This is a genomic window from Bradyrhizobium sp. Ken64 (genome assembly GCF_055807555.1).
Genome location: NZ_JBVVPA010000011.1, coordinates 74,189 through 96,128 on the forward strand (window position 1 = coordinate 74,189; position 21,940 = coordinate 96,128).

General features: G+C 62.4%; 24 protein-coding genes and 3 pseudogenes. 19 read left to right on the forward strand and 8 right to left on the reverse strand.

Going from position 1 to position 21,940, the window contains the following annotated elements:
* The first annotated feature begins 36 nt into the window (after window positions 1–36).
* Complete coding sequence (locus tag AC0L2F_RS19425; protein WP_473249474.1) at window positions 37–207, forward strand: helix-turn-helix domain-containing protein; 171 nt, start codon at window positions 37–39, stop codon at window positions 205–207.
* 21 nt (window positions 208–228) lie between these two features.
* On the opposite strand, the gene AC0L2F_RS19430 is transcribed toward AC0L2F_RS19425, so the two are convergent.
* Window positions 229–999 carry an EAL domain-containing protein gene (locus AC0L2F_RS19430; protein ID WP_473249475.1) on the reverse strand — a complete coding sequence of 257 codons (771 nt, stop codon included), beginning with the start codon at window positions 997–999 and terminating at the stop codon, window positions 229–231.
* Window positions 1,000–1,627: 628 nt separating this feature from the next.
* On the opposite strand from AC0L2F_RS19430, the gene AC0L2F_RS19435 reads away from it, so the two are divergent.
* Both AC0L2F_RS19435 and AC0L2F_RS19440 read left to right on the forward strand, forming a co-directional pair.
* Entirely contained in the window at window positions 1,628–1,876 is a 249-nt protein-coding gene (locus tag AC0L2F_RS19435) for a hypothetical protein (protein WP_473249476.1), read from the forward strand.
* Between the two features lie 195 nt (window positions 1,877–2,071).
* Complete coding sequence (locus tag AC0L2F_RS19440; protein ID WP_473249477.1) at window positions 2,072–2,341, forward strand: DUF6894 family protein; 270 nt, start codon at window positions 2,072–2,074, stop codon at window positions 2,339–2,341.
* Here the strand turns inward: AC0L2F_RS19440 and AC0L2F_RS19445 are convergent.
* Window positions 2,335–2,541 (reverse strand): hypothetical protein, encoded by a 207-nt coding sequence (locus tag AC0L2F_RS19445; RefSeq protein ID WP_473249478.1) that lies wholly within the window; start codon window positions 2,539–2,541, stop codon window positions 2,335–2,337. The genes AC0L2F_RS19440 and AC0L2F_RS19445 overlap by 7 nt on opposite strands.
* Entirely contained in the window at window positions 2,538–2,738 is a 201-nt protein-coding gene (locus tag AC0L2F_RS19450; RefSeq protein ID WP_063996883.1) for a hypothetical protein, read from the reverse strand. The genes AC0L2F_RS19445 and AC0L2F_RS19450 overlap by 4 nt, the downstream gene beginning before the upstream one ends.
* A 500-nt stretch (window positions 2,739–3,238) precedes the next feature.
* Between AC0L2F_RS19450 and AC0L2F_RS19455 the strand changes: the two genes are divergently transcribed.
* The 3 genes from AC0L2F_RS19455 (at window position 3,239) to AC0L2F_RS19465 (ending at window position 4,344) form a co-directional block, all read left to right on the forward strand.
* Complete coding sequence (locus tag AC0L2F_RS19455; RefSeq protein WP_473249479.1) at window positions 3,239–3,589, forward strand: hypothetical protein; 351 nt, start codon at window positions 3,239–3,241, stop codon at window positions 3,587–3,589.
* A 69-nt stretch (window positions 3,590–3,658) separates the two neighbouring features.
* Window positions 3,659–3,964, forward strand: coding sequence for a type II toxin-antitoxin system HigB family toxin (locus AC0L2F_RS19460; protein WP_473249480.1), 306 nt, complete (start codon window positions 3,659–3,661; stop codon window positions 3,962–3,964).
* A complete protein-coding gene (locus AC0L2F_RS19465) occupies window positions 3,961–4,344 on the forward strand; it encodes a helix-turn-helix domain-containing protein (protein WP_473249481.1) in 384 nt (127 codons plus the stop codon). The genes AC0L2F_RS19460 and AC0L2F_RS19465 overlap by 4 nt, the downstream gene beginning before the upstream one ends.
* 1,337 nt (window positions 4,345–5,681) lie before the next feature.
* On the opposite strand, the gene AC0L2F_RS19470 is transcribed toward AC0L2F_RS19465, so the two are convergent.
* On the reverse strand, window positions 5,682–7,214 hold the full coding sequence (locus tag AC0L2F_RS19470; protein ID WP_473249482.1) for an FAD-dependent monooxygenase: 1,533 nt from the start codon (window positions 7,212–7,214) through the stop codon (window positions 5,682–5,684).
* Between the two features lie 125 nt (window positions 7,215–7,339).
* Window positions 7,340–7,537 carry a hypothetical protein gene (locus AC0L2F_RS19475; protein ID WP_473249483.1) on the reverse strand — a complete coding sequence of 66 codons (198 nt, stop codon included), beginning with the start codon at window positions 7,535–7,537 and terminating at the stop codon, window positions 7,340–7,342.
* 548 nt (window positions 7,538–8,085) lie between these two features.
* Here AC0L2F_RS19475 and AC0L2F_RS19480 point away from each other — a divergent pair.
* The gene (locus AC0L2F_RS19480; protein WP_473249484.1) at window positions 8,086–8,424 is read left to right on the forward strand and encodes a hypothetical protein; all 339 of its coding nucleotides are present in this window, start codon (window positions 8,086–8,088) and stop codon (window positions 8,422–8,424) included.
* A gap of 33 nt (window positions 8,425–8,457) precedes the next feature.
* Here the strand turns inward: AC0L2F_RS19480 and AC0L2F_RS19485 are convergent, their stop codons facing one another.
* Entirely contained in the window at window positions 8,458–8,835 is a 378-nt protein-coding gene (locus tag AC0L2F_RS19485; RefSeq protein WP_473249485.1) for a hypothetical protein, read from the reverse strand.
* 200 nt (window positions 8,836–9,035) lie between these two features.
* Between AC0L2F_RS19485 and AC0L2F_RS19490 the strand changes: the two are divergent.
* From AC0L2F_RS19490 to AC0L2F_RS19515, 6 genes and pseudogenes are all read left to right on the forward strand, one after another.
* A pseudogene (locus AC0L2F_RS19490) lies at window positions 9,036–9,227 on the forward strand (hypothetical protein); the annotation flags it as partial.
* Window positions 9,224–9,524: pseudogene (locus AC0L2F_RS19495) on the forward strand (hypothetical protein). The pseudogenes AC0L2F_RS19490 and AC0L2F_RS19495, both read left to right, overlap by 4 nt.
* A gap of 46 nt (window positions 9,525–9,570) precedes the next feature.
* Window positions 9,571–9,999 (forward strand): GNAT family N-acetyltransferase, encoded by a 429-nt coding sequence (locus AC0L2F_RS19500; RefSeq protein ID WP_473249486.1) that lies wholly within the window; start codon window positions 9,571–9,573, stop codon window positions 9,997–9,999.
* 237 nt (window positions 10,000–10,236) lie between these two features.
* Window positions 10,237–11,505 carry a CaiB/BaiF CoA transferase family protein gene (locus AC0L2F_RS19505; protein WP_007612735.1) on the forward strand — a complete coding sequence of 423 codons (1,269 nt, stop codon included), beginning with the start codon at window positions 10,237–10,239 and terminating at the stop codon, window positions 11,503–11,505.
* Between the two features lie 188 nt (window positions 11,506–11,693).
* Window positions 11,694–12,923, forward strand: coding sequence for an acyl-CoA dehydrogenase family protein (locus tag AC0L2F_RS19510; protein WP_473249487.1), 1,230 nt, complete (start codon window positions 11,694–11,696; stop codon window positions 12,921–12,923).
* 9 nt (window positions 12,924–12,932) lie between these two features.
* On the forward strand, window positions 12,933–13,487 hold the full coding sequence (locus tag AC0L2F_RS19515) for a flavin reductase family protein (RefSeq protein ID WP_473249488.1): 555 nt from the start codon (window positions 12,933–12,935) through the stop codon (window positions 13,485–13,487).
* A 16-nt stretch (window positions 13,488–13,503) separates the two neighbouring features.
* Here the strand turns inward: AC0L2F_RS19515 and AC0L2F_RS19520 are convergent.
* A pseudogene (locus AC0L2F_RS19520) lies at window positions 13,504–14,445 on the reverse strand (NAD(P)-dependent oxidoreductase); the annotation flags it as partial.
* Between the two features lie 150 nt (window positions 14,446–14,595).
* On the opposite strand from AC0L2F_RS19520, the gene AC0L2F_RS19525 reads away from it, so the two are divergent.
* From AC0L2F_RS19525 to AC0L2F_RS19550, 6 genes are all read left to right on the forward strand, one after another.
* Entirely contained in the window at window positions 14,596–15,579 is a 984-nt protein-coding gene (locus AC0L2F_RS19525) for an ABC transporter substrate-binding protein (RefSeq protein ID WP_167552320.1), read from the forward strand.
* A gap of 78 nt (window positions 15,580–15,657) precedes the next feature.
* Window positions 15,658–17,352 (forward strand): dihydroxy-acid dehydratase, encoded by a 1,695-nt coding sequence (gene ilvD / locus AC0L2F_RS19530; RefSeq protein WP_473249489.1) that lies wholly within the window; start codon window positions 15,658–15,660, stop codon window positions 17,350–17,352.
* Window positions 17,353–17,472: 120 nt separating this feature from the next.
* Window positions 17,473–18,318: an ABC transporter ATP-binding protein gene (locus tag AC0L2F_RS19535; protein ID WP_473249490.1), complete on the forward strand. Its 846-nt coding sequence runs from the start codon at window positions 17,473–17,475 to the stop codon at window positions 18,316–18,318.
* On the forward strand, window positions 18,315–19,100 hold the full coding sequence (locus tag AC0L2F_RS19540) for an ABC transporter permease (protein WP_473249491.1): 786 nt from the start codon (window positions 18,315–18,317) through the stop codon (window positions 19,098–19,100). The genes AC0L2F_RS19535 and AC0L2F_RS19540 overlap by 4 nt, the downstream gene beginning before the upstream one ends.
* Entirely contained in the window at window positions 19,097–19,864 is a 768-nt protein-coding gene (locus AC0L2F_RS19545; RefSeq protein ID WP_473249492.1) for an ABC transporter permease, read from the forward strand. The genes AC0L2F_RS19540 and AC0L2F_RS19545 overlap by 4 nt, the downstream gene beginning before the upstream one ends.
* A 37-nt stretch (window positions 19,865–19,901) precedes the next feature.
* Window positions 19,902–20,948: a 2,5-dihydroxypyridine 5,6-dioxygenase NicX family protein gene (locus tag AC0L2F_RS19550; RefSeq protein WP_063995528.1), complete on the forward strand. Its 1,047-nt coding sequence runs from the start codon at window positions 19,902–19,904 to the stop codon at window positions 20,946–20,948.
* On the opposite strand, the gene AC0L2F_RS19555 is transcribed toward AC0L2F_RS19550, so the two are convergent.
* Window positions 20,945–21,937 (reverse strand): 3-hydroxybutyryl-CoA dehydrogenase, encoded by a 993-nt coding sequence (locus AC0L2F_RS19555; RefSeq protein ID WP_473249494.1) that lies wholly within the window; start codon window positions 21,935–21,937, stop codon window positions 20,945–20,947. The two genes, AC0L2F_RS19550 and AC0L2F_RS19555, sit on opposite strands and share 4 nt — an antisense overlap.
* Between the last annotated feature and the right edge of the window lie 3 nt (window positions 21,938–21,940).

Consider the following 21,940-nt stretch of genomic DNA (forward strand, 5'->3'; position numbering starts at 1 on the left):
GGGCAGCTTCCAACCATGCAATCACGATACCCGTTGTTGAAGAAGTGGACAGCGGAAGAGCACGAGCGGCTGAAGGCGTTGGCCGAAGCCGGCTGGCGGCCGGACGAGATCGCCGCCGAGCTTGGTCGCAGCGAAGCGGCCGTGAGGGTACGGGCCTGGCAGCACGGCATCTCGCTGCGCCTTGTCACCCAGAAGCGCGGATCCTGAAAAGCAGCCCCGCGGCCTTCGTCAACTGGCGATCGAGACATCCAGCCGCTGGAGTCCCGCAACCTCCGGCAGCGACATGAAGCCGGGTTTTGCGAAATGGTAACCCTGGAACAGCGCGATGCCGGCGGCCCGCAAGGACGTGAGCTCGGCTTCGCTCTCGACGCCTTCGGCCAGCACGGTGATGTCGAGCTCGCGCGCGATCGCGGCCACCGCGGCGACGATCACCTGCTTGGGATGGCTGAGCTGGATGTCTCGCACGAGCTCCATGTCGATCTTGATCAGGTTCGGCTGCAACCGGGCAAGCAGGCTGAGGCCGGCATAGCCCGCGCCGAAATCGTCCAGTGCGGTCCAGAACCCGAAGGCCTTGTAGGCGCGGACGATGTTTTCGATATGCGCCGGATCGGACATCCGCTCGTTCTCGGTGAACTCGAACATCAGCTTCGAGGTCGGAAAGCTCGCGCGCCGCGCGGCCTCCAGCGATTTCTGGATGCATGCGCGCGGCTCGTACACTGCATTGGGCAGGAAGTTGATCGAGAGCCGCGCCTCCGGGTCGTCGAACAGCGCGCCCGCGGTTTCGATCGCCATCACGCGCGCGGCCTGGTCGAAGCGGTAGAGCTGATCGGGAGTGAGCTGGCTGAGGACGCTGTGCGCGCTTTCGCCGTTCGGACCGCGCACCAGCGCCTCATAGCCCCAGATGCGGTGTTCGACGACGTTGACGATCGGCTGAAACGCCATCTTGAACTGGAACGGGAGCTCGGTCCCGTCGGCACATCCCGCACACTTCACAGCCATCACGCGAACCCTAAGCCCTCTCAAACGCCGCGAAAAAAATAGGTGTCAGGCGTTAAGGAACAGCGAAGAGCAATAGCAACCTATCCCGCTGTCCCGCGTTTGCGCGCATGGCGAACCAAGACACCAGGTCGCGGCCGATGTGTGCCGCGTGCGACCAACCCATGACATTCATCGACGCGGTCAGTTCACCCGAGGGCGCGATTGCCATCTTCCGGTGTTCCGGCTGCAACAAGCTGTCCTGGAAGAAGCCCATGCGAGACCGGAACGCGCGCGCGCGTTGAATTTGCGCGGGGGCAAAAACGGCCCCAGCCCGGGGAGCGAGCTGAGGCCGGGGGGGCCGGTCGTGCATCCGGACCGACGCACCGATAACCCTTTGACCCCAGGAGCTGTTCCTATTCAGGCGACCATGAACATCGCGCGTCACGATGAAACACGCCTGAAACAGTGCTGAAACCAGATTGTCTCGAACGCCCCGCCCGCTGTGCCCGACCAACCTAGCGAAAAGGAGATCATCATGATCCAGGTTGGTTCGAAGGAAGAAGTCGCGTTTTTGCTGGCGCTGTTCGGCTGCCACACCCAGCCGGTCAAGCGGCCGGCGAAATCGCGGCAGGCGTGAGGCGCTGATCCCATGCCAGGCTTGGCCGAATGCCAGAGCCTCTTGCGGCTTCTGATCGCAAGGGGTGACCCGAAGGCCATCCCGCTCGCAAAGGGCGCCATCGACCAATATCTGAACACGGCGCCGGCCTGCATGCGCGGCCGCGGCCTGCGCGTGCTCCAGCGCGACGCGCTCGAACAGCATGGGACTGCGGTCGGCGTGCAGCGCTCGTTCGCCGAAACGGTGGATGCCTATATCGTCGGGAAGCTTGCGGAGGAGTGAGGGTGCGCCGATTGTCGGTTCGCCCTTTTCGCTTTCGCTCCCTGAAAGAGACCGGCACGCACGCGACAAGCGGTGCTTCCGCGTCGCGCCAGCGGACGTCGGAGTTCCCGGAACCCGTTGATTCCACCAGATTTTTTCGCTGCCGCCGGAAACCCTTTGGCCGCTTCGGACCTATTACGGGCAAAGGATGCCGCAATGCCCCGATATTATTTCGACCTGCGCGACGACACCGGTGTAGCGCTCGACGAGGAAGGGCTGGAGCTGGCCAGCTGGCGCGCCGTTCAGGCGGAGGCCGCCAAGTCGGTGGCGGACATGGCGCGCGATGCCATCCTCTCCGCGCCTGCCGCGGGCGGCAGGCAGACCATGGCGATCGACGTTCGTGATGCCAAAGGTCCGGTGATGCAGGTCAAGTTCTCGTTCGCGTTCGAGACCTTCAGGACGCCATCGACATCACGCGATCATTGACGCGTGAGAAATTCCGGCGCGGATGACTCGGGCTCGAGCACGGCGATCTTGCGGCCGAGCTGCCAGACCTCGACCTTGCCGTGCCGCGTGAACTGCTGCGCGAAGATGAGGGCGATCGCATCCGACGCGGCCTCGAACGCTTCGGCGGAGCGGAACACGCCGTTATCGCCGACCAGGTAGGCGCGATATTGCAGGGTCATGACGGTGCCCTCAGCCCGGGCGATTGCAGCCAGGCGTCGATGTGCATGGCGGTCTCGTCCTGCCGCGCCCGGCGCAGCAGCATCTCGCGGCGGCGCCCCGGCGCGAGCGTGCGCGCTTCCTCGCGAAGCCGCGCGGCCTCCTCGGCGAGCCGCTGGGTGAGTGTCCTGGTCTGCTTGAAACGTCGTCGTGTCGGCATGCACATCTCCCTCGTTCGTGGGCGGGAGCGCTGGTTGGGCGTTCTCATCACCGGCAGATGCCAATTGCCTTGCGGTGATGGATAAAGCTTAACTCCCCCGTCTGAGGGAGAGACATATCCTATGATATGTCGGCGGATTAAATTGCGAGAGCGGGTTGAGCCAGTTGAGGGACTTGCTCTACTTGAGTGCTTGCGATTGCAATGTTCACTTTTGGACAGAAGCCAGCTCAGCTCGCGCGGGCAGGGACGCGCCGGATGATCAGCACGGGGTGTGAGATCTCTGCACCGGCTCGAGCGCTGCCGAGCTCAGCGCAGCAAAGCCGATGACGATCACGCGCGGGGGATCGCTTTAAGAACAACGTGCGCGTGGCCCGCCAACCGACGCGGGCGAGAGGATGAGTTGACGCTGTTCGTGTTTTGTTCTAGCAATTAAAAATTCAACCTTTGGGCGAAGAGCAAGTGCATCTGGTCTCGCTCCCAAAATTTCTGTGGGGTAGCCGATGAGCAATTCACTGCTCGCTTTGGTCCTGTTGGACACGCCGGCAACGCCGGACATGTCGGCACTTGCGAAGGCCCTCCGCGCTCGACATCCTGAGCTGGCAACTGAAGTTGCGGAGAACGGAGACGCGCAACAGACTCAGGCAAACTCGCCGCTCATTCGCTGTGGCAACGAGCTTGTTGCCGTCATGTCGATGCCGGCGCGCATTCCTGACGATCCCGGTTTGTGGTCGCGCGCCGTGGGGACGTGGCCGGACTTCGAGAGGCGGCCCGGCGCTTTTGGAGAAGTGGGTACAAAACACTACCCAAAGGCGAAACCAGGACCTAAATTCGTTAAATATTGGCGAAAATAAACCCCGCCGCTCACTTTTAAAGTTCCCGCATTGGGAATTTTAAATTTGATCCCATGTTGGGAACATGCTATGCCTACGAACGTAATAGCACGAAAGGTACTCCAAACCTTTTGGAAGCAGTACCCCGACGCTGAAAAACCAATCAGCACTTGGTACCAAATCGTTTCCAAAGGGGAATGGAACTTCCCGGCAGAATTGAAGGAGACGTTCGGCAACAACGTGGACTTCGTCGCAGATAACAGAGCTATCTTCGATATCGGCGGCAACAAATACCGCATCATTGTCCACTTTGCTTATAGACGTAGGTTCGCTCTCATCAAATTTGTCGGCACGCACGAAGAGTATGACAGGGTAAATGCGGAGAAGGTGTCATGATGGACGTTAGACCCCTCCACGATGAACAGGACTATGATTGGGCTGTGGGCGAAGTAACTCGTTACTTCGACAATGAGCCTGAGATGGGTACACCTGACAGCGACCGTTTCGAAGTTCTCGCAGCTCTCATCCGAGACTACGAAGACAAAAATTTTGAAATGCCGCACGCAGATCCAATTGAAGTCCTGCATTTCGCAATTGAGTCGATGGGCAAGTCGCAAGCTGATCTTGGCAACGTGATCGGTCGCAACCGCGCGTCCGAAATTCTAAACCGCGTTCGGCCCCTTACGCTCGACATGATCCGAGACATCAGCACGGAATGGCACATTCCCATCGAACTACTAACACCCAGATATGAATTGGAGAGGGCTTACGCCTAGCTTACAGCCCCGCTGCGGCGGGGTTTTTCTACACCTTCGGTTTTTCCTTCCGGATCATGAGGCTTGAGCCGGCCTCGAAACGCTCTTGCGCTCCTTGCTCGCTATGGTCGCCCGATCTCTCTGCCATGGCTTAAAACCGTGGCGAAACACCCAAAGCCCCTCGGCCCCCCTAAGCCCCCGATCAAAGGGCACGTCTCCTAGGATGATCTACCCGGCTCGACACCAGTCAACCCGAGCGAGTTTCCACCGCTGCCAGGCTACAGTTCGCCTTCTCTCGCAGGTCTGAACGCAACGGAAGGGTTTGCGCGGAGCGATCCACGCTTCGCAGGCGGAGTGCCGGCATTTCCGCTGCCTAGTCCAGATGAGCAGCGGCTCGGCAAACTGCCTCCCAGCACGGCTATGCCGCCGCCTCCGCAGGTTCTGCAATTCAATCCGGAGACTAGCGATCTGCTCAGGCGCTCGGACGGATCGCTATTGATGGGACCCGACCCGCATAATCGCCCCTACGATCCTGCCGACCGTCCGGCTGTTTTGCGCGGACTCGCGATTTTCGGGGGCGCGATGGTCGCACCCGAATTGTTGCCGCTCTTACAGGCTTGGCTGCCTATCGCAGGGGCTCTTGGGCTGACGGGCGCGGCGAGTTCTGCCGCTGGCGCCGAGCCCGCCAGCGGGAAAGAGAGCGGAGTATCTGCCGTATCGACGTCACACTCTGGTGCGCAGCAACCATCGGACAACTCGCTCGACCAAAATTCCGCGCGGGCGAGCACCTTTACCGATCGTTTCGGTCAATGGACCGAAGCGGCAGACGGTGCAACGCCCGCTCAGTCTTCGAGCGGAATTGAAGCGCCAGTTGCCCCTGGTGCTGGGGCTATCGCGCCCGAAGAGGTCCGCCGTCTCACCCGTGTCAATGAGTCGAATGCGGGCAGCGTTTTCAGGTCGGGAAGTGCGCCAGTCCCTTATCTGCCTTCCACGGAATTCAACGATCGGTTCGGCAACTGGACCATGCCGACCGCTAACGGCCAACAGTCGGAGCCGAGCAGGCCGATCGGCCCATTTGCGAATGAGCCAAGCTATTTCATTCCGCCACCGATCTTTGGAGTGGATGGCGCAGGAAGTCCGCACAACGACGCTGAGGAGTGGTACGCGCGCTGGATACGGCCGTTGCGTGGGCCGGAGTGAAATGCGGGTTATAGCGACGTGCGAATGTTGTTCGAGATCTGTCGTTTGACACGTCGGGCAAAACACTGGCAGAATAGCATCATCGAAAAGGTGCCTGGTTCAAGCCCGCGGAATTCCGCGGGCTTCTTTGTTTCGACGGAGTGTCGAACGTTCATGCCTCACGCCGCAGCAGGTCCGAACCACCTCGCCATCGTGTCCGCCAGTCCGCGTTGGCTCTCGTCTCCCACCCAGGCCACGTGCCCGTCGGGCCGCACCAGCACGGCGCCGGGTGCCGCGACTTGTCCGATCGCCGGAAGCTGCCACGGGCCGTCGCACTCGGCGTCGATGCGATCGACGCGACCGGCCCAGGGCGCGATGTCGAAGCCGCCTGTCTTGCTGAAGCTGAGCAGCAAGCCGCGCGCGCCGTGCAGCAGCGTGAACAGTCGCAGCGGACGCCCTTCCACCGTCAAATCGAGATCGGGCATGCGGCGCCCGAGCAGCGCGTGGCCTTGGCCGAGATCATAGTGCACGTCGAGCCCGCTCATCATCGCGCCAAAGCGCTTTCGCGCCGCGTCCATCGCGAGCAGCTCGGCGACGATTTCGCGCGCGGCCTTGAGGCCGTCCTCGCCGCGGCGGAGCAGGGCGATTTGCGCCATGGTGTTGCGCAAGGTCCGCGCGCCGACGGGATGGCGCTCGGCGTGGTAGGTGTCGAGCAGGCTGTCGGGCGAGATGCCGTTGACCACCTGTGCGAGCTTCCAGCCGAGATTGACGGCGTCCTGCACGCCGATGTTGAGGCCTTGCCCGCCGACGGAGTGATGGATATGCGCGGCATCGCCGGCGAGCAGCACGCGACGCTTGCGATAGGACACGGCCTGCCGTGCCGCATCGGTGAAGCGGGAGATCCAGGACGGGTTGTGGAGCCCGAAGTCGGTGCCGTACACGGCGACGAGGGCTTCGCTGAGATCGCGCGGGCCTGGCGCGCCGGTGCGCGTGAGCGTCGCTTCGGTGACGACGACCAGCACGCGCCCGCTCTCGGTCTTGCTGAGGCCGTGAAAGCCGAGCGCGTCATGGCGCAGGCCCCAGGCAGGCTCGTCGCGCATGTCGACTTCGGCCATCAGATTGCTCAGCGTCGGCTCGGAGCCTGCGAAGTCGATCCCGGCGGCTTTGCGCACCAGGCTGCGGCCGCCGTCACAGCCGACCAGATAATTCGCGCGCAAGGTTTCGCCGTCGGAAAGCGTCACGTCGATGCCGGTCTCGTCCTGCGCGAAGCCTGTCACCTCGCGGTTTCGATAGATCGGCACCGCGAGCTCGCTGACCCAGTCGGCCAGGATGCGCTCGATGTGGCTCTGCCGCAGCGCGAGCCCGTAAGCGTGCCGGGTGGGGAGGTCGCTGATGTCGAGCCTGGTCCAGGCGAAGCCCGCGAGCTGCGTGATTTGTCCTTCGCGCAGGAAGCGATCCGCGACGCCGCGCTGGTCGAGGATCTCGATGCTGCGCGCGTGCAAGCCACCGGCGCGGGTGCCGACCAGTTCCTGATCGCGGCGCCGTTCGACCACGGCGACGTCGACATCCGCCAGCGCGAGCTCCGCGGCCAGCATCAGGCCGGTCGGTCCGCCGCCGGCGATGACGACCGCATGGTCTGTCATCGCCGGATTGTTCGCGGTGGCCTGTTGTTTCCGGCTGCGCGACCGGGACGTCGGATGCAATACGGACATGTCGTGACCCCTCGACTTGTTGGCTGGGCCGAGGGTTCTACGCGATCACCGGGGGCTTGAAGCAAGCCCGTTGCGCACCACATATCAGAATGGGAGGAAGAGCCTCGTCATTCGGGCTCGCCGGCCTAATCATCCTTCGAGAGATCGCCGGGCCTGGTGGGACAATCGATGGTTCCGCCCTCGCCGTGAACGAGATCGCGGTTCTGGTCCCCGGTTTCGTCAGCATCCGGGATGATGGCCTCTCGCGTGTCGCGCTCCCCGTCGATGCGCGGCTTCTGGCCCGACAAGTCCCGCGATGTTTTCGGTGTCGTGTTTAGCGTCATTGGTCGATCCTCCTGACCGGCTTAACGCGGGCAGGGACGGTTCGTTCGTTCACACGTCGGGCGAAACGCCGGCAGCCTGAATGGAATTGGCTTGCCGAAGGTTTCCGTCGGCTTTAATTCGCAAAAATCGAAATAGAGCTTGACCCGTCGGGCAAAACACTGGCAGAGTGGCATCATCGAAAAGTTCGCAACGCCCGCGCGGGACAAAATCCGCCGCGGGTTTTTTCGTACCCAGTTGTCGGAATCGGACGGCGGCCCACGCATCACGGCCACGCACTCGCTTGAAACGCGTTGAGGGAGCGCCGATCGGCGTGCCGCCGTCCGTACCATTGCTGGCCGCGCACGCGCGAACGTGCCGGCCCGCGGCGCGAGCGATCTGCTCGCGCCGCTGCGGTCTCCGGATGCGGAGATAGGGTTCGCGCCCGAAACGATCGCGCCTCATTCGCGATCTGCCGCGCATTTCTTTGTCGAGGAGAGACGATGACGGCCTATTTGATATCGCTCGCGCTCGCGGGCCTGGTTGCAATCGCGCTGTGGGAGACGTTGTCATGAGCGAAGACATGGAAATTGCGCTCGTGAGCGAGCCGGTCCGCGCGCCTGCGCGACGGAAGACGTCCAGCGCGCGCACCCTGACCGAAATCCGCTCGCTTGCGCGCAGCCACACCAGAACCGCGCTCAGGGTGCTGGTCGGCATCATGCGCAGCGACGACGCGACGCCGGCCGCCCGTGTCTCCGCCGCCAATGCAATCCTCGATCGCGGCTGGGGCAAGGCGGCGCAGCCGATCGAGAACAGCGAGGATGGCGTGCTGGAATTGATTCACCGGATCGAACGCATCATCGTGTATCCGGGGAGCGCGGGCGGCGGTGCCGCTGGGCGCGACGCGTGAGCCGACGGCTGTGAAAAATTGTTCGAGCTCAGATTAGCCCTTCTTCTTGGAGTCGCTATACATGCGCTGCGCGTTGTCCGGACAATAGGCCATCGAGCCGCCGGATCGCTTGAACTTCCCGTCCTGGGTCTCGCGAGTGAAGATCGTCTTCTCGTCGATCTTCTTCATGAGAATGATCTCCTTGTACGGATGTCCTTCCCTGTCAGCGGACTCGCAGACCACGTCAAGTCTGATGCTGCCGGGAGCGGTATCCGATAATTTGGTAATCTTGCAGCCCTCCTCGCCTCCCGAGGTGAAATTATCGCTCCAGTCGATCCGCATGTCGCCGTACTCCCCGCATCTTGCATCGAAATTGGGGCCCGGCGTTGCATAGATGCCGTCCCTTGGGCGCCATTTGCCGGGCGAACTCATCTTGGGCGAACTCCTGGGCCCTTCCTGGGCCTGGGTAGGCAAAGCCAGCACACGACAGCAAAAGCGCGGCAAGCATCGACAACGAGGTGAGGTCCTTCATCCGATTCAGTTTCACGAATCTGTTCCTGTGCGAGGTTTGCTGATGAGCGGTCAGAGGGGGCAAGCTCAGAATAGTCCATCTATCAGGGGTTGAGCGAGGGTGGGAGCCGGACAAATTGATGGGCTATTGCGTCGCGCTTTACTTCGCGAAACTCCTGGTCTGGGACAAGGTCCTCGGCTTTGGTTCTACGGACGCCCTCGCGGGATTTGCGGCGATCACAGCCAATCTGGTTGTCTCCTTCTACTTCGCCAAGCGCGGCTTCGAGAACGCTGCGAGGATCATCAAAAGGTGAAGATGCCAGATGACGAAATCAGGGCGATCGTTGCCGAAACGCTGGCCGAGCAACACAGAGTTCAGCAGGCGAACATAGATGCCATCGTGTTGAGGACGGTGGCATCGGTGCTGGCGTCTTTCGGAATCGAAGATGACGATCGAAAGGAGCTGAGGGCCGATTTTCAGCACCTGCGCCGATGGCAAACGAGCGTGGAGCAGGCGCAGAGCTACACCTTCAAGGCCGTCATTACGGTGATTGCCACCGGGGCTGATGGGCGCGGTTTGGCTCGGCGTCAAGGTCGTGCTGGGCAAGTGAGCCTCAACGGGTACGACATTTCTGCACTCCATCCAATGGACCGTCCATGTACAGAATTCGCATTGTCGATGCATCCGATGACGACATCGTCGATACATTGGCCGACCTGCATCAGTCGACGTTCTTCGATGCGGCTCCTTTGCCACAATTCGAGTTAGGGGCGTGGTGGCTTGCGTATCACGGCGATGAGCCAGTAGCCTTCGCCGGTGTCGTGCCGTCAACGCACATTCGAAATGGCGGCTATTTCTCCAGGGTCGGTGTGTTGCAGCGGAACCGGGGACGTGACCTCCAGTGCAGGCTAATGCGGGTGATCGAGGCAAGGGCACGGCGTATTGGATGGGACAGCATCGTCTCGGATACGACGGACAATGCGGTGTCTGCCAATAATTTCATCCGGGCGGGCTATCGGCTCTTCGAACCCCACGTGCCCTGGGCTTGGCCGCATACGCTTTACTGGCGGAAGCGGCTTCGCTGAACGAGTGGGCCAAGTTTCCCGTGATGCGGAACGCGATTCACGCAACGTAAAAATGCTTCGCGCGAGATGAAGCGCAACACGGAACGTTCAAGGGCCCGGCAGCCTGACAGCTGCCGGGCCCTTCTTGCGTATTGAAGCGATGCGGGCGAAGCACTTGCGAAGTCGGCGGTGCCGGGCTTTAAGTTTGCTCCTGCGGGAAATTCGGCAACGATAAGCCGATGTAAGGGAGCGCCGTCGATGCCCACCAAGCCTCAATTGCCGGAACGTTCGTCGCGGGCGACGGGCGCGCCTACCGCGCTCGATGGTCTGCTGGTCGTCGATTTCACGCGTGTGGTTGCCGGCCCGGCCTGTACGCAGACGCTTGCTGATTTCGGTGCGCACGTCATCAAGATCGAGAATCCAGACGGAGGCGATGACACGCGTGCGTATGAACACGCCGAGATCGGTGGAGAGAGTGCTGCCTATCTGAGCCTCAATCGCAACAAGCGTGGCATCGCGCTCGACCTTACCGTGCCGGAGGCTCGTGAGATCGCGCTGGATTTGATTCGCAAGGCCGACGTGGTCGTCGAGAACTTCTCCAGCGGGGTCATGAAGAAATTTGGCCTCGACTATGAAACGGTTGCGCCGCTCAATCCGCGGCTAGTCTATTGCTCGATCTCCGCCTACGGGCGCACCGGACCGTTTGCCTCGCGTCCCGGTTTTGATCCGATCACGCAGGCGGAAAGCGGCTTCATGTCGCTCAACGGATTTGCCGATGGCCCGGCGGTTCGCACCGGCCCGCCCATCGTGGACATGGCGACGGGGATGTCTGCCTGCAACGCCATCCTAATGGCGCTGCTGGCGCGGGATCGGCTCGGTCGCGGCCAGCATGTCGAGGTCGCCTTGTTCGACATCGCGATGGGGATGACGGGCTTCTACGGCATGGCTTATCTGATCAACGGCGAGAACCCTGGGCGGTTTGGTAACTCGCCGAGCGGGTCTCCTACTGTCGGCGTCTATGAGGCCTCCGATGGGCCGCTCTACATCGCGTGTGCCAATGACCGGCTCTATCGCAGATTGGTCGTCGAGGTGCTGAACAGGCCCGATCTCATCACCGATCCGCAGTTTGCAACGCGCAAAGCCCGCTCCGAGCACAAGGAGCTCTTGCGAGCAGCTATCGCGGAGGTCTTTGCGAGCGATACCCTCGAGAACTGGATGACCAAGATGAAGCTGGCCAATATCCCGGTCGGCTATCTCCGGACGGTCGAGGAGGGGTTCAATGCACCGGAGGCGCGAGAGCGCCATCGCTTGAACCGGATTCCGCATCGTACGGCGGGGTGGGTCCCGAACATCGAGCCGCCGATTGCCATGAGTTTGACCGGCCCGATTGACCCTGTGGCTGCTCCGTTGCTGGGCGAGCATACGGAGCAGGTCTTGCGGGACACCCTCGGTTACGACGAGCGCCGGATATCCCAGTTCACCCAAAAGGGCGTCTTTGGCTCGGGCAAGCCCTCGACGTCGGGCTGAGCCTGAGGGTTGAGTCCTGCAGGCCAGCCTCGCGCGACTGGCGGATCACGGTTTGGCGATGCCGCCACCTTCGCGGCATCGTATCTTCTCGGGCAGCCCGGGTTCAGGCGACCATACCCGGACAGCGCTGCCTCAGCTTGATTTGGCAAGGGTCTCGCCGCATAAATGTGTGAAAGCGAGGGATACGAATGGCGCCTGGTCAAGAGCCGAGCGTGGGCCGGCCCGGAGGGGCGCAATTCGATGAGCCTGCCCATGCGGCAATGGTCGCGAAGGCCCGCGCGCTCGTCCCACGGCTGCGAGAGCGGGCGGCGCGGACGGAGGAGTTGCGGCATTTGCCGCCCGAAACGGAGAAGGATCTGCACGACGCGGGCCTGTTCCGGATGCTCCAGCCCAAGCGCATCGGCGGCGCAGAACTCGATTATGTCGCCTTAATCGATTGCGCGGACCTGCTCGGACAAGCAGACGCCTCGGTGGCGTGGAATCTGGCCAATCTGGCGAGCCATCACTGGATGCTCGGCATGTTCGAGCCGACGGCGCAGGATCTGGTCTGGAGTCGTGATCCGGACGCGCTGATCGCGTCCTCGTTCATTTTTCCCGCCGGACGTGCCACGAGAGTCGAGGGCGGATACCGGCTCCATGGCAGCTGGCCGTTCTCCTCGGGCGTTGCCTCCTGCGCATGGAACATGCTTGCAAGCGTGGTCTACTCCGACGATGAGGCAGACGGCATCGAGTATCGGATATTTCTGCTGCCGAAAGCCGACTACAAAGTCCTCGACACCTGGAATGTCGCGGGGCTGCGCGGGACAGGGTCTTGCGACGTGGAGGTCAGGGACGCTTTCGTGCCCGACGACATGACGGTCGCGGTCGGCGATCTTGACGGTGGGCCGACTCCGGGAAGCAAGCTCAATCCCAACCCGCTGTATGCGCTCCCGGTGTTCTCGCTGTTTCCCTACGTCCTCTCAGGCGTCGCGCTGGGAAACGCGCAGGCGTGTCTCGACGATTATGCGGAGGTCGTCCGTCATCGCATTTCCACCTACAATCACGCCAAACTGAGCGACTTTCAAAGCACCCAAATCAAAATCGCCGAGGCCTCGGCGAAGATCGATGCTGCCCGCCTGATCATGCGCTCGGCCTGTCTGAATGCCATGGAGGATGCAAGGCGGGGTCATATCCCCGATATGGCGACCAAGACCAGATATCGGCGCGACGGTGCTTTTTCAGTAAACTTCTGCACGGATGCGGTGTCGATGCTGTTTGCCGCGAGCGGAGCACGGGGCCTGTTCACGACGGGCGCGTTGCAGCGGCAATTCCGCGATGCGCACGCGATCAATTCGCATCTCGCGTTCAATTTCGATGCGGCCGGGACCAATTATGGACGCGTGGCGCTGGGCCTGCCGTCCGAGAATCTCACGCTGTGAGGCCGGCCGATGAATGATCTGCCGAAGCAGCCGGCCGTTCCCGATCCGGCCAACGAGTTCGCGAGCGACAGCTCGCCGATCGATCCCCGTGATTTCCGCAGTGCGCTAGGCACCTACGCCACTGGCGTGACGATCATCACGGCCGCGGCTCCTGACGGCAAGCCCTATGGCCTGACGTGCAATTCGTTCGCCTCGGTCTCGCTGAATCCGCCGCTGGTTCTTTGGAGCCTCGTCGTCTATTCCTCTAGTCTAACCATCTTCCAGAACGCCAGTCATTTCACCGTCAACGTTCTTGGTGTTTCGCAACAGGCGTTTGCAAGCAAATTCGCCAAATCGTCTGATGACAAGTTCACCGGTGTCGACTGGGCGCCGGGCCTCGGCGGCGCGCCGGTGCTCGCCGAGAGCGTTGCCAATTTTCAATGCCGCTCGGTCAATCGCTATTACGGCGGCGACCACGTGATCTTTCTCGGTGCAGTCGAGGCCTATACTTACAATACGAAGGAGCCGCTGCTCTTCGCGCGAGGTGCGTTTGGCCGATTTCTTGCCGACGACGAGCGCAAGTAGTCACTCCAAGCGTGCTTCAGCTCGCGCTCGACGGTTCAGCGGCCCCTGCCGAAAGCTTGTAGATTTCGAGCGCATCCGCGTCCGCGCCTCGCGCGGCCTTGGCGAGCCTGAAAAGTTGTCCGGCGAGCGAGGCCATGGGCACCGGCGTCGACGTCGTTTGAGCGACGTCGGCGACCGTATCGAGGTCCTTGAGCATTGTAGCAATGTGACCTAGCGGGGGTGAGTGAATGCCCTGGACCATCCGCGGCACGAACAGCTGCAACGGAATGGAGTCCGCGAAGCCGCCGGCGAGCGCTTCGGGCAACCGGTTGGCATCGATTCCGGCGTTCACGGCAAGGCGTGTTGCCTCCGCAAGAACGACCATCGCGCATCCGACGATCACCTGGTTGCATAGTTTTGTAGACTGGCCGGCGCCGGTCGGGCCCATATGGGTAAACCTGCGTGCCATGGCCAGCACGTAGGGGCGGACCCGCTCGATGTCGCTGGCTTTTCCGCCGGCCATGATGGCAAGCGTGCCTTCCTCGGCGCCCTTGGTACCACCGGACACCGGCGCATCGATCCAGCCCGCGCCATTCGCTGCCAACAATCGCGTTGCAAGGTCCCGTGCGGCATCAGGATGGATCGACGAGAAGTCGACCACGAGCTTGCCCGCGCCAGCCGCGGTTGAGATGCTCGCGGGCCCGAAGATCACCTCTTCCACGGCAGCCGCATCCGTCACGCACATGAAGACGATGTCCGAACTCTCCATCAAGTCGCGGGGGGTGGCTGCGCGCCTGGCACCGGCGTCGACGAGTGCGGCCATCTTCCCTTCCGAACGGTTCCAGACTGTGACCTGATGGCCGGCGTTGAGCAGGCGCCGGCTCATCGGTGTCCCCATCAGTCCAAGGCCGAGATAGCCGAGCCGCTCGGCGCGTTGCGGGTTTGTCTTGCTTGCCTCAGCCATAGGTTGCCTCCATCTGCGCCGCGCGACGCTGCGCTACCATACATGGCGTATCCCACGACGAAACCGCCCGGCCTGCATGGCTTGCTTGATTGTTTGAACCATGAAACATTTGCCGCGGTCGGGTTGGATGGCGCCGGTCGGCGCCTGGGCAGCGGAGTGGGCATGATGCGAACCGTTTCGAAGTGGATCCTGGTTTTGGGGGCGGCAGCGGCCGTGAGCGCGAGCGCGGGCTCGTCATGGGCGCAGCAGACAATTCGCGTCGGCTGGACCATTCCGGCCGAGGAATCCAAATACTGGATGATGCGCCGCCCGGCTGAGTTTCCCAATATCGGCAAGGCCTACAACATCGAATGGACCCAGTTTCAGGGCACCGCTCCGATGACGCAGGCGTTGGCGGCGGGCGCGCTGGATTGCGCGACGCAGGCGCCGCTGTCGCTCGCCAACGGCGTGGTTGGCGGCAACCTCAAGGCCTACATCGTGGCGCAGCACGTCTTCGAGAAGGCCGGTGGTTTCTCGGTCTACTGGGCTGTCATGGACGACTCCCCGATCAAGACGATCGCCGATCTCAAGGGCAAGACGGTCGGGATCTCCGTGATCGGCGGCGGCACCCAGGGCCCGTTCAATCTGTTGCTGAAGCAGAATGGCATCGATCCGGCCAAGGACATCAAGCTGGTCGAGGTGGGCTTTGCCGTCTCCGAAGATGCGTTGCGGCAGGGCCGCGTCGATGCGGTCAACATGAACCAGCCGTTTGCCGCACGCGCGGAGGCAAAGGGCGGCACGCGCAAACTGTTCTCGCTGTCGCAGGCGATGCCGAACATCGTGCACATCCTGGAAGCCTGCCGTGCCGATTTCGTCGACAAGAACCCTGAACTGGTCAAGGCTTACGTGCGTGACATTACCTCTGGCATGAAGAAAGCGCTGGCGAACCGCGAAGAGACGTTGAAGGTCGTCAACGAAGTCCTGAAGGCACCTATTCCGGTTCTCGAGACCTATCTGCTCAAGGACAACGATTTTGGCCGCGATCCGGGCGCGGCACCGAATTTCCCCGCGATCCAGAAGATGCTGGACATCTACGCGGAGACCGGGATGCTGCCAAAATTGGATGTCGCGCAATTCAAGCATTCGACGATTGTCGCTCCGCTGCAATAGGCGGTCGGTCGAATGAAGCGAGCGAGAAGGTCGCGGCGTCCAGAATGATCCGGGACGTTGCATGAAGAAGACGCACGTATGAAGAAGCTCCGATCTCGGATCACGACGGATGGTCTCGACCGGGCTCCGCACCGCGCGTTCATGCGCGCCATGGGGCTCGACGACGCCGCGATTGCCAAGCCGATGGTCGGCGTCGTCAGCATGAAGGGCGAACAGACGCCCTGCAACATGACGCACGACTTCCAGGTCGCAGCGGCCAAGACCGGGATCGAAGAGGCCGGCGGCACGCCCCGCGAGTTTTCGACCGTATCGGTTTCCGACGGTATCAGCATGAATCACGAGGGGATGAAGTTCTCCCTGTTTTCGCGGGAGCTGATTGCCGACTCGATCGAAGCCGTCGTCCATGGGCTCGCCTACGATGCGCTGATCGGTTACGGCGGATGCGACAAGACGCTTCCCGGCGTGATGATGGGCATGGTCCGGTGTAACGTGCCAGCCATTTTCATCTATGGCGGCAGCGCGCTGCCGGGCCGCGTCGATGGGCGGACCCTGACCGTGCTCGACTCCTACGAGGCTGTCGGCAGCTTCATGACGGGAGAGATCGACGGTGCCACGCTCGAGCGGATCGAGCGGGCTTGCCTGCCGACCATCGGCGCGTGCGCCGGGCAGTTCACCGCGAACACCATGGGGATGGTGTCTGAAGCGATGGGCCTTACCATTCCCAACGTGTCGATGGTGCCGGGTGTCTATGCCGAACGCGCGCAGATATCCAGGCGGGCCGGGCGCCTCATCATGGCGGTGCTGGAGCGCGGCGGGCCTTTGCCGCGCGACATCGTGACGCGGAAATCCCTGGAAAACGGTGCGGCAATCGTGGCTGCCACGGGCGGTTCGACCAATGCTGCGCTGCATCTGCCGGCGATCGCGAACGAGGCCGGGATCGCATTCACGATCGACGATGTCGGCGAGGTTTTTGCCAGGACGCCGTTGATCGGAAATCTGCGGCCGGGAGGCAAATATACGGCAAAGGATGTCTATGATATCGGTGGCGCCGCCGTGGTGATCCGGGAGCTGATTCAGAGCGGGCATATTGATGGCAGCTGCCTGTCCGTCACGGGCCGTACAATCGCCGAAGAATATGGCACCGCCAACGCACCTGACGGAGAGGTCGTTTACAGGGCTGGCGCGCCGATCATGCCAGATGGCGGCGTCGCGGTGCTGAAGGGAAACCTCTGTCCCGACGGCGCGGTCATCAAGGTTGCGGGCCTGAAGAGCCAGTTCTTCGAAGGCGTGGCGCGCGTTTTCGAAGACGAGGAGGCCTGCGTCGTGGCGGTTCGTGATCGCACTTATCAGGCGGGCGAGGTTCTCGTGATCCGCAACGAGGGGCCGGTGGGCGGCCCCGGCATGCGCGAGATGCTCGGCGTCACCGCGCTGATCTACGGACAGGGCATGGGCGAGAAGGTCGCCCTGATCACGGATGGACGGTTCTCCGGCGCCACCCGCGGAATGTGCATCGGCTATGTGTCTCCCGAGGCCTTCGTTGGCGGTCCGCTGGCGCTGGTTCGCGATGGCGACAGGATCCGGATTGATGCCGCAAATCGGCGGATGGATATGCTGGTCGACGAGCAGGAACTCACTGCTCGCCGACAGGATTGGAAGCCGCGTCCGCCTCGTCACCGTGCCGGTGCCCTCGCGAAATATGCGCGATTGGTTGGCCAGGCACCGGGCGGGGCCGTCACACATGAGGGGCCCGCAGAATGGCCCTGGTTCGGATGACGCGACGAACCTGCCGGAAACAGCCACTGGTCTGGCAAGTTTCTTGCTAAGCTTGCGTCGCTGGCGGAGGATGTTCAGCGAGCGTGTTGCGCTGGGTTCGCGCGAATGAAGTGAGACGGGATGAAGGTAGTGCCTTCGAGATCGAGCGGATGGGTGAGACCGGTGACGCCGCAAAAACCGGCTTCTGCAATCATCGAGATCGAGAGCGTCTCGCAGGTATTTCAGACCTCGGCGCGCAAGGACCATGTGGCGCTATCGGACATCTCCCTCTCGATCGAGGAGGGAGCCTTCGTCTCCATCCTTGGTCCGTCCGGCTGCGGCAAGTCCACGCTGCTTTACGTCGTCGGCGGCTTCGTCAACCCGACCAGCGGTTCAGCGAAGATCAGGGGACGGACGATCACGGGACCAGGGCCGGATCGCGGTCCGGTATTCCAGGAATTCGCGTTGTTTCCGTGGAAGACCGTGCTGGGCAATGTGATGTACGGCCTTCGCCAGCAGGGCGTGCGCACCACCGAGGCGGAAGCACAGAGCCGGGCCCTGATCGAAATGGTCGGGCTCAAGGGCTACGAGAACTTCTATCCCAAGGAGCTGTCCGGCGGCATGAAGCAACGCGTGGCGCTGGCTCGGACGCTGGCTTACCATCCTGAGGTTCTGTTGATGGACGAGCCGTTCGGCGCGCTCGATGCACACACGCGAACGCGCCTGCAGAACGATCTGCTGAATATCTGGGAGCGTGATCGCAAGACGGTGCTGTTCGTGACTCATTCGGTCGACGAAGCGGTTTTCCTCTCAGACAAGGTCGTGATGATGTCGAAATCGCCCGGCCGGATCCGCGAGGTCATCGACATCGATCTGCCACGGCCGCGCCGCCGCAGCGAGCTGCTGCTCGATCCACGGTACCAGAAATACGTCGTCGACATCGAGCGCATGTTCGACGAGGTCGAAGAGACAGGATCGCCGTCATGACATCGCTGACGGCCGTGGGCAGGCGTGCCGCGCCGGTGTTTGCCTGCATCGGGCTTCTGGCGGCATGGCAGGTTGCGTCGCTCGCGCTGAAGAACGACAGCTTCCCGACAGCGATCGAGGCAATCCGTGCAATCCCGGACATCCTCGGAGACAAGGAGTCGCTGATCAACATCCTGGCCTCGCTCCGCCGCATGGCGATCGGATTTAGCATAGCGGTATCGGTTTCGATCCCACTCGGCCTGTTGATGGGCCGCAGCCGGGCCGTCGCGGCCTTCTTCAATCCGCTCCTGATGGTAATCTACCCGGTGCCGAAGGCAGCCTTGATGCCGATCATCATGCTGTGGCTGGGCGTCGGCGACATCACGAAGACGCTGGTGATCTTTCTCGGCGTCAGCCTGCCCGTGATCTATCACAGCTTCGAGGGCGCCAGGGCGGTGGAAGAGAAGATGCTGTGGTCGGGCGCCGCGATGGGGCTTTCGCCTGCGCAACGGCTGGTCCGGATCGTACTGCCGGCGGCGCTGCCGGAAATTCTGACCGGTTGCCGCACTGGACTCGTGCTGGCGCTGATCACGATGATCACCAGCGAGATGATCGCGCGTCAGTCCGGCGCCGGCAATATCCTGTTCAATGCCCTCGACATGGGCCAATACGACACCGTCTTTGCGATGATCATCATCGTGGGAGCGATGGGAATTTGCCTCGATGCGATATTCGAGCGGGTCCGCGCAAGGTTGGTGCGCTGGTCTGAGCCTCAGTTCGATTTGCCGCTGAGCTTCTCATGATGCCGCAGCTTCGCTCCAGCAGCATCATGCTCGGGCTCGCGCCGATCGTGTTGGTGATCGCGCTGTGGCAAGGCCTCGTATCATTTGGCTTTGCGCCTGCGGTCTTGCTGCCGCCACCGGGATACGTCTTCAGCAGGTTGCTGCAGCAGCTCGTGACATGGACGTTCCAGCAGGAGATCGCGGCGACCCTGATCCGGCTGTTTGCCGGCTTCGCGATTGCGGTCGTGCTCGGTGTCAGCATCGGCATCGCCGCCGCCGCCAATCCGGCTATCAACGCCGTGGTCCGGCCGATCGTTCGCGTACTCGCGCCCTTGCCCAAGGTCGCGCTCTATCCAGCATTGCTGCTGCTGCTCGGCTTCGGTCACGGGTCGAAGATCACGCTGGTGGCGGCGGATGCACTCTTTCCCATTTTGCTCTCTACTTACTATGGTGCGTCAACGGTGGAGCAGAAGCTGATCTGGTCTGCTATGGCGGCGGGAACGCCGCGCTATGAGATCCTGTTCAAGGTGGTGCTGCCGGCGGCGATGCCGTCGATCCTGACCGGTTGCCGGATCGGCCTTGTCATTTCCTGCATCGTGGTGTTTCTGGCCGAGATGATAACGTCGAGCGACGGGCTCGGACATGTCCTCGTCACGGCGGCCCGGACTTTTCAGGCGGTCGATATGTTCGTTCCGCTGATCACGATCTCGCTGCTAGGCCTGATCCTGAATGGCCTGCTCGGGGCAGTGCGCGCGTATCTGCTGCGGGGTTTCCCCGACGCATGAACTGACGAAGAAGAAACCAGAAGACCGGGAGTAGACCATGCTGGCTGATCGCATCGAGGCAAAATGGATCGACGCATTTTGCGAGATTTTTGAGCGATGCGCCGTCAAGGCCGGCGATACCGCGGCGATCCTCTCGGAAACCCAGTCACGTGCATTGAATGTTCACCTGGCGGAGCTCGCGCTGCTGCGGATGGGCGCGCGACCGTTTCACGTGGTCATGCCGACCCCGCGTAACCGGAATATCGTTCCGGTTCGCTCGACAGGGGCAAGCGAGGCGATCCAGCGGCTTGGTCCGGTGATCACCGCGCTTCAACTGGCTGGCTTTGTGGTGGATTGCACCATCGAGGGCCTGATGCACGCGGTGGAAACGCCAGAGATCCTCAAAGCCGGCGCGCGCATCCTGGTGATCTCCAACGAGCATCCCGAGGCGCTGGAGCGGATGGTGCCGGATCCCGCGCTCGAGAAGCGGGTCCGTGCGGCGGCAAAGATGCTGCGCGGGACCAAGCGGATGCGGGTGACGTCAAAGGCCGGCACGGCGCTCGACGTCGATATGGTTGGCGCATCCACGGTCGGCGTGTGGGGGTGGACCGACAAACCCGGTACGCTGGCGCATTGGCCCGGCGGCATCGTCGTCAGCTTCCCCAAGAGCGGAACGATCAATGGCACGCTCGTGATGGCGCCCGGCGACATCAACCTGACCTTCAAGCGTTACCTGACATCGCCGGTCAAGATGACGCTGAAGGACGATTATGTGGTCGAACTGGATGGCGAGGGCACGGATGCCGCAATGATGCGTGCCTATCTTGCCGCCTGGGGCGATCGGGAAGCCTATGCGGTATCGCATGTCGGTTTCGGCATGAATCCGGGCGCGCGCTACGAGGCGCTGTCGATGTACGACCAGCGCGACACCAACGGCACGGAAATTCGTGCCGTCTCCGGCAACTTCCTGTTCTCGACCGGTGCCAACGAATTCGCCGGCCGTTACACGGCGGGCCATTTCGATCTGCCGATGATGGGAACGACGATCGAGCTCGACGGAGTCGCGGTTGTGCGTGAAGGGGTGCTGCAGGACGTCTTCGGCTAGTTCCGATCGAGCACAGGCGGGCGAGCCAGGTCGAAGTGACGGAGCAGGTCGACCATGGCCTGAAGCCGTTTTGCCCGATAGGCGTCGATGTCGAGACCGGAATAATCGAGAAAGCCTGCGCCTGTGCGCAGGCCGATCCGGCCTTCGTGCATGTTCCGCGAAATGACCTCCGGCGCGCGATAGCGGTCGCTGCCGAGTGCGCCTTCGAGATAACGGCTCGCGTAATAGAGGATGTCACCGCCGCCCCAGTCGATGAATTCGAGCAGCCCAAGCACGGCGTAACGGAAGCCGAAGCCGTAGCGGATCGCCTTGTCGATGTCTTCTGCGCTGGCGACGCCTTCCTCGACCATGCGCGCGGCCTCGTTCATCGCCAGCGCCTGGATGCGCGGGACGATGAAGCCTGGTGTCGCCGCGCAGACCACCGGCACCTTGCCGATGCCTTCGAGCAGCGCCTTGACCTCGTCGATGACAGCGGGATCGGTGGCCTTACCGGGCGAAACTTCCACCAGCGGGATCAGATAGGCCGGATTAAGCCAGTGCACATTGAGGAAGCGGCGAGGATTCACGATCGCGCCCGAGAGGTCGTCGACGAGGATGGTCGAGGTCGTCGATGCGATGATCGTATCGGGGCCGACCTGTTTTGAGGCCGCCCCCAGCACCTCCCGCTTGAGCTCGACGACTTCGGGGACTCCCTCGAAGACTATTCCCGCATCGGATAGTGCCACATCGCTCTGGCCGGCCGGCACCACCGAGACCCGTGCAACGAGCGGGTCGACATCCGCCTCGGCCAGTAGCCCGAGCTTCGACAGGCTGGCAAAGGTCTTCCTGACTTCGCCGACTGCATCCGCCTCCAGCCTGGCGAAATCCTCCACAGAACGGGCCTTGATGTCGATCATCGTGACCGTATGCCCCGCGTAGGCAAACGCGACGGCGATGCCGCGCCCCATGCGGCCGGCTCCGAGACAAGCGATGGTGGCTCGGCTGGTCATCGG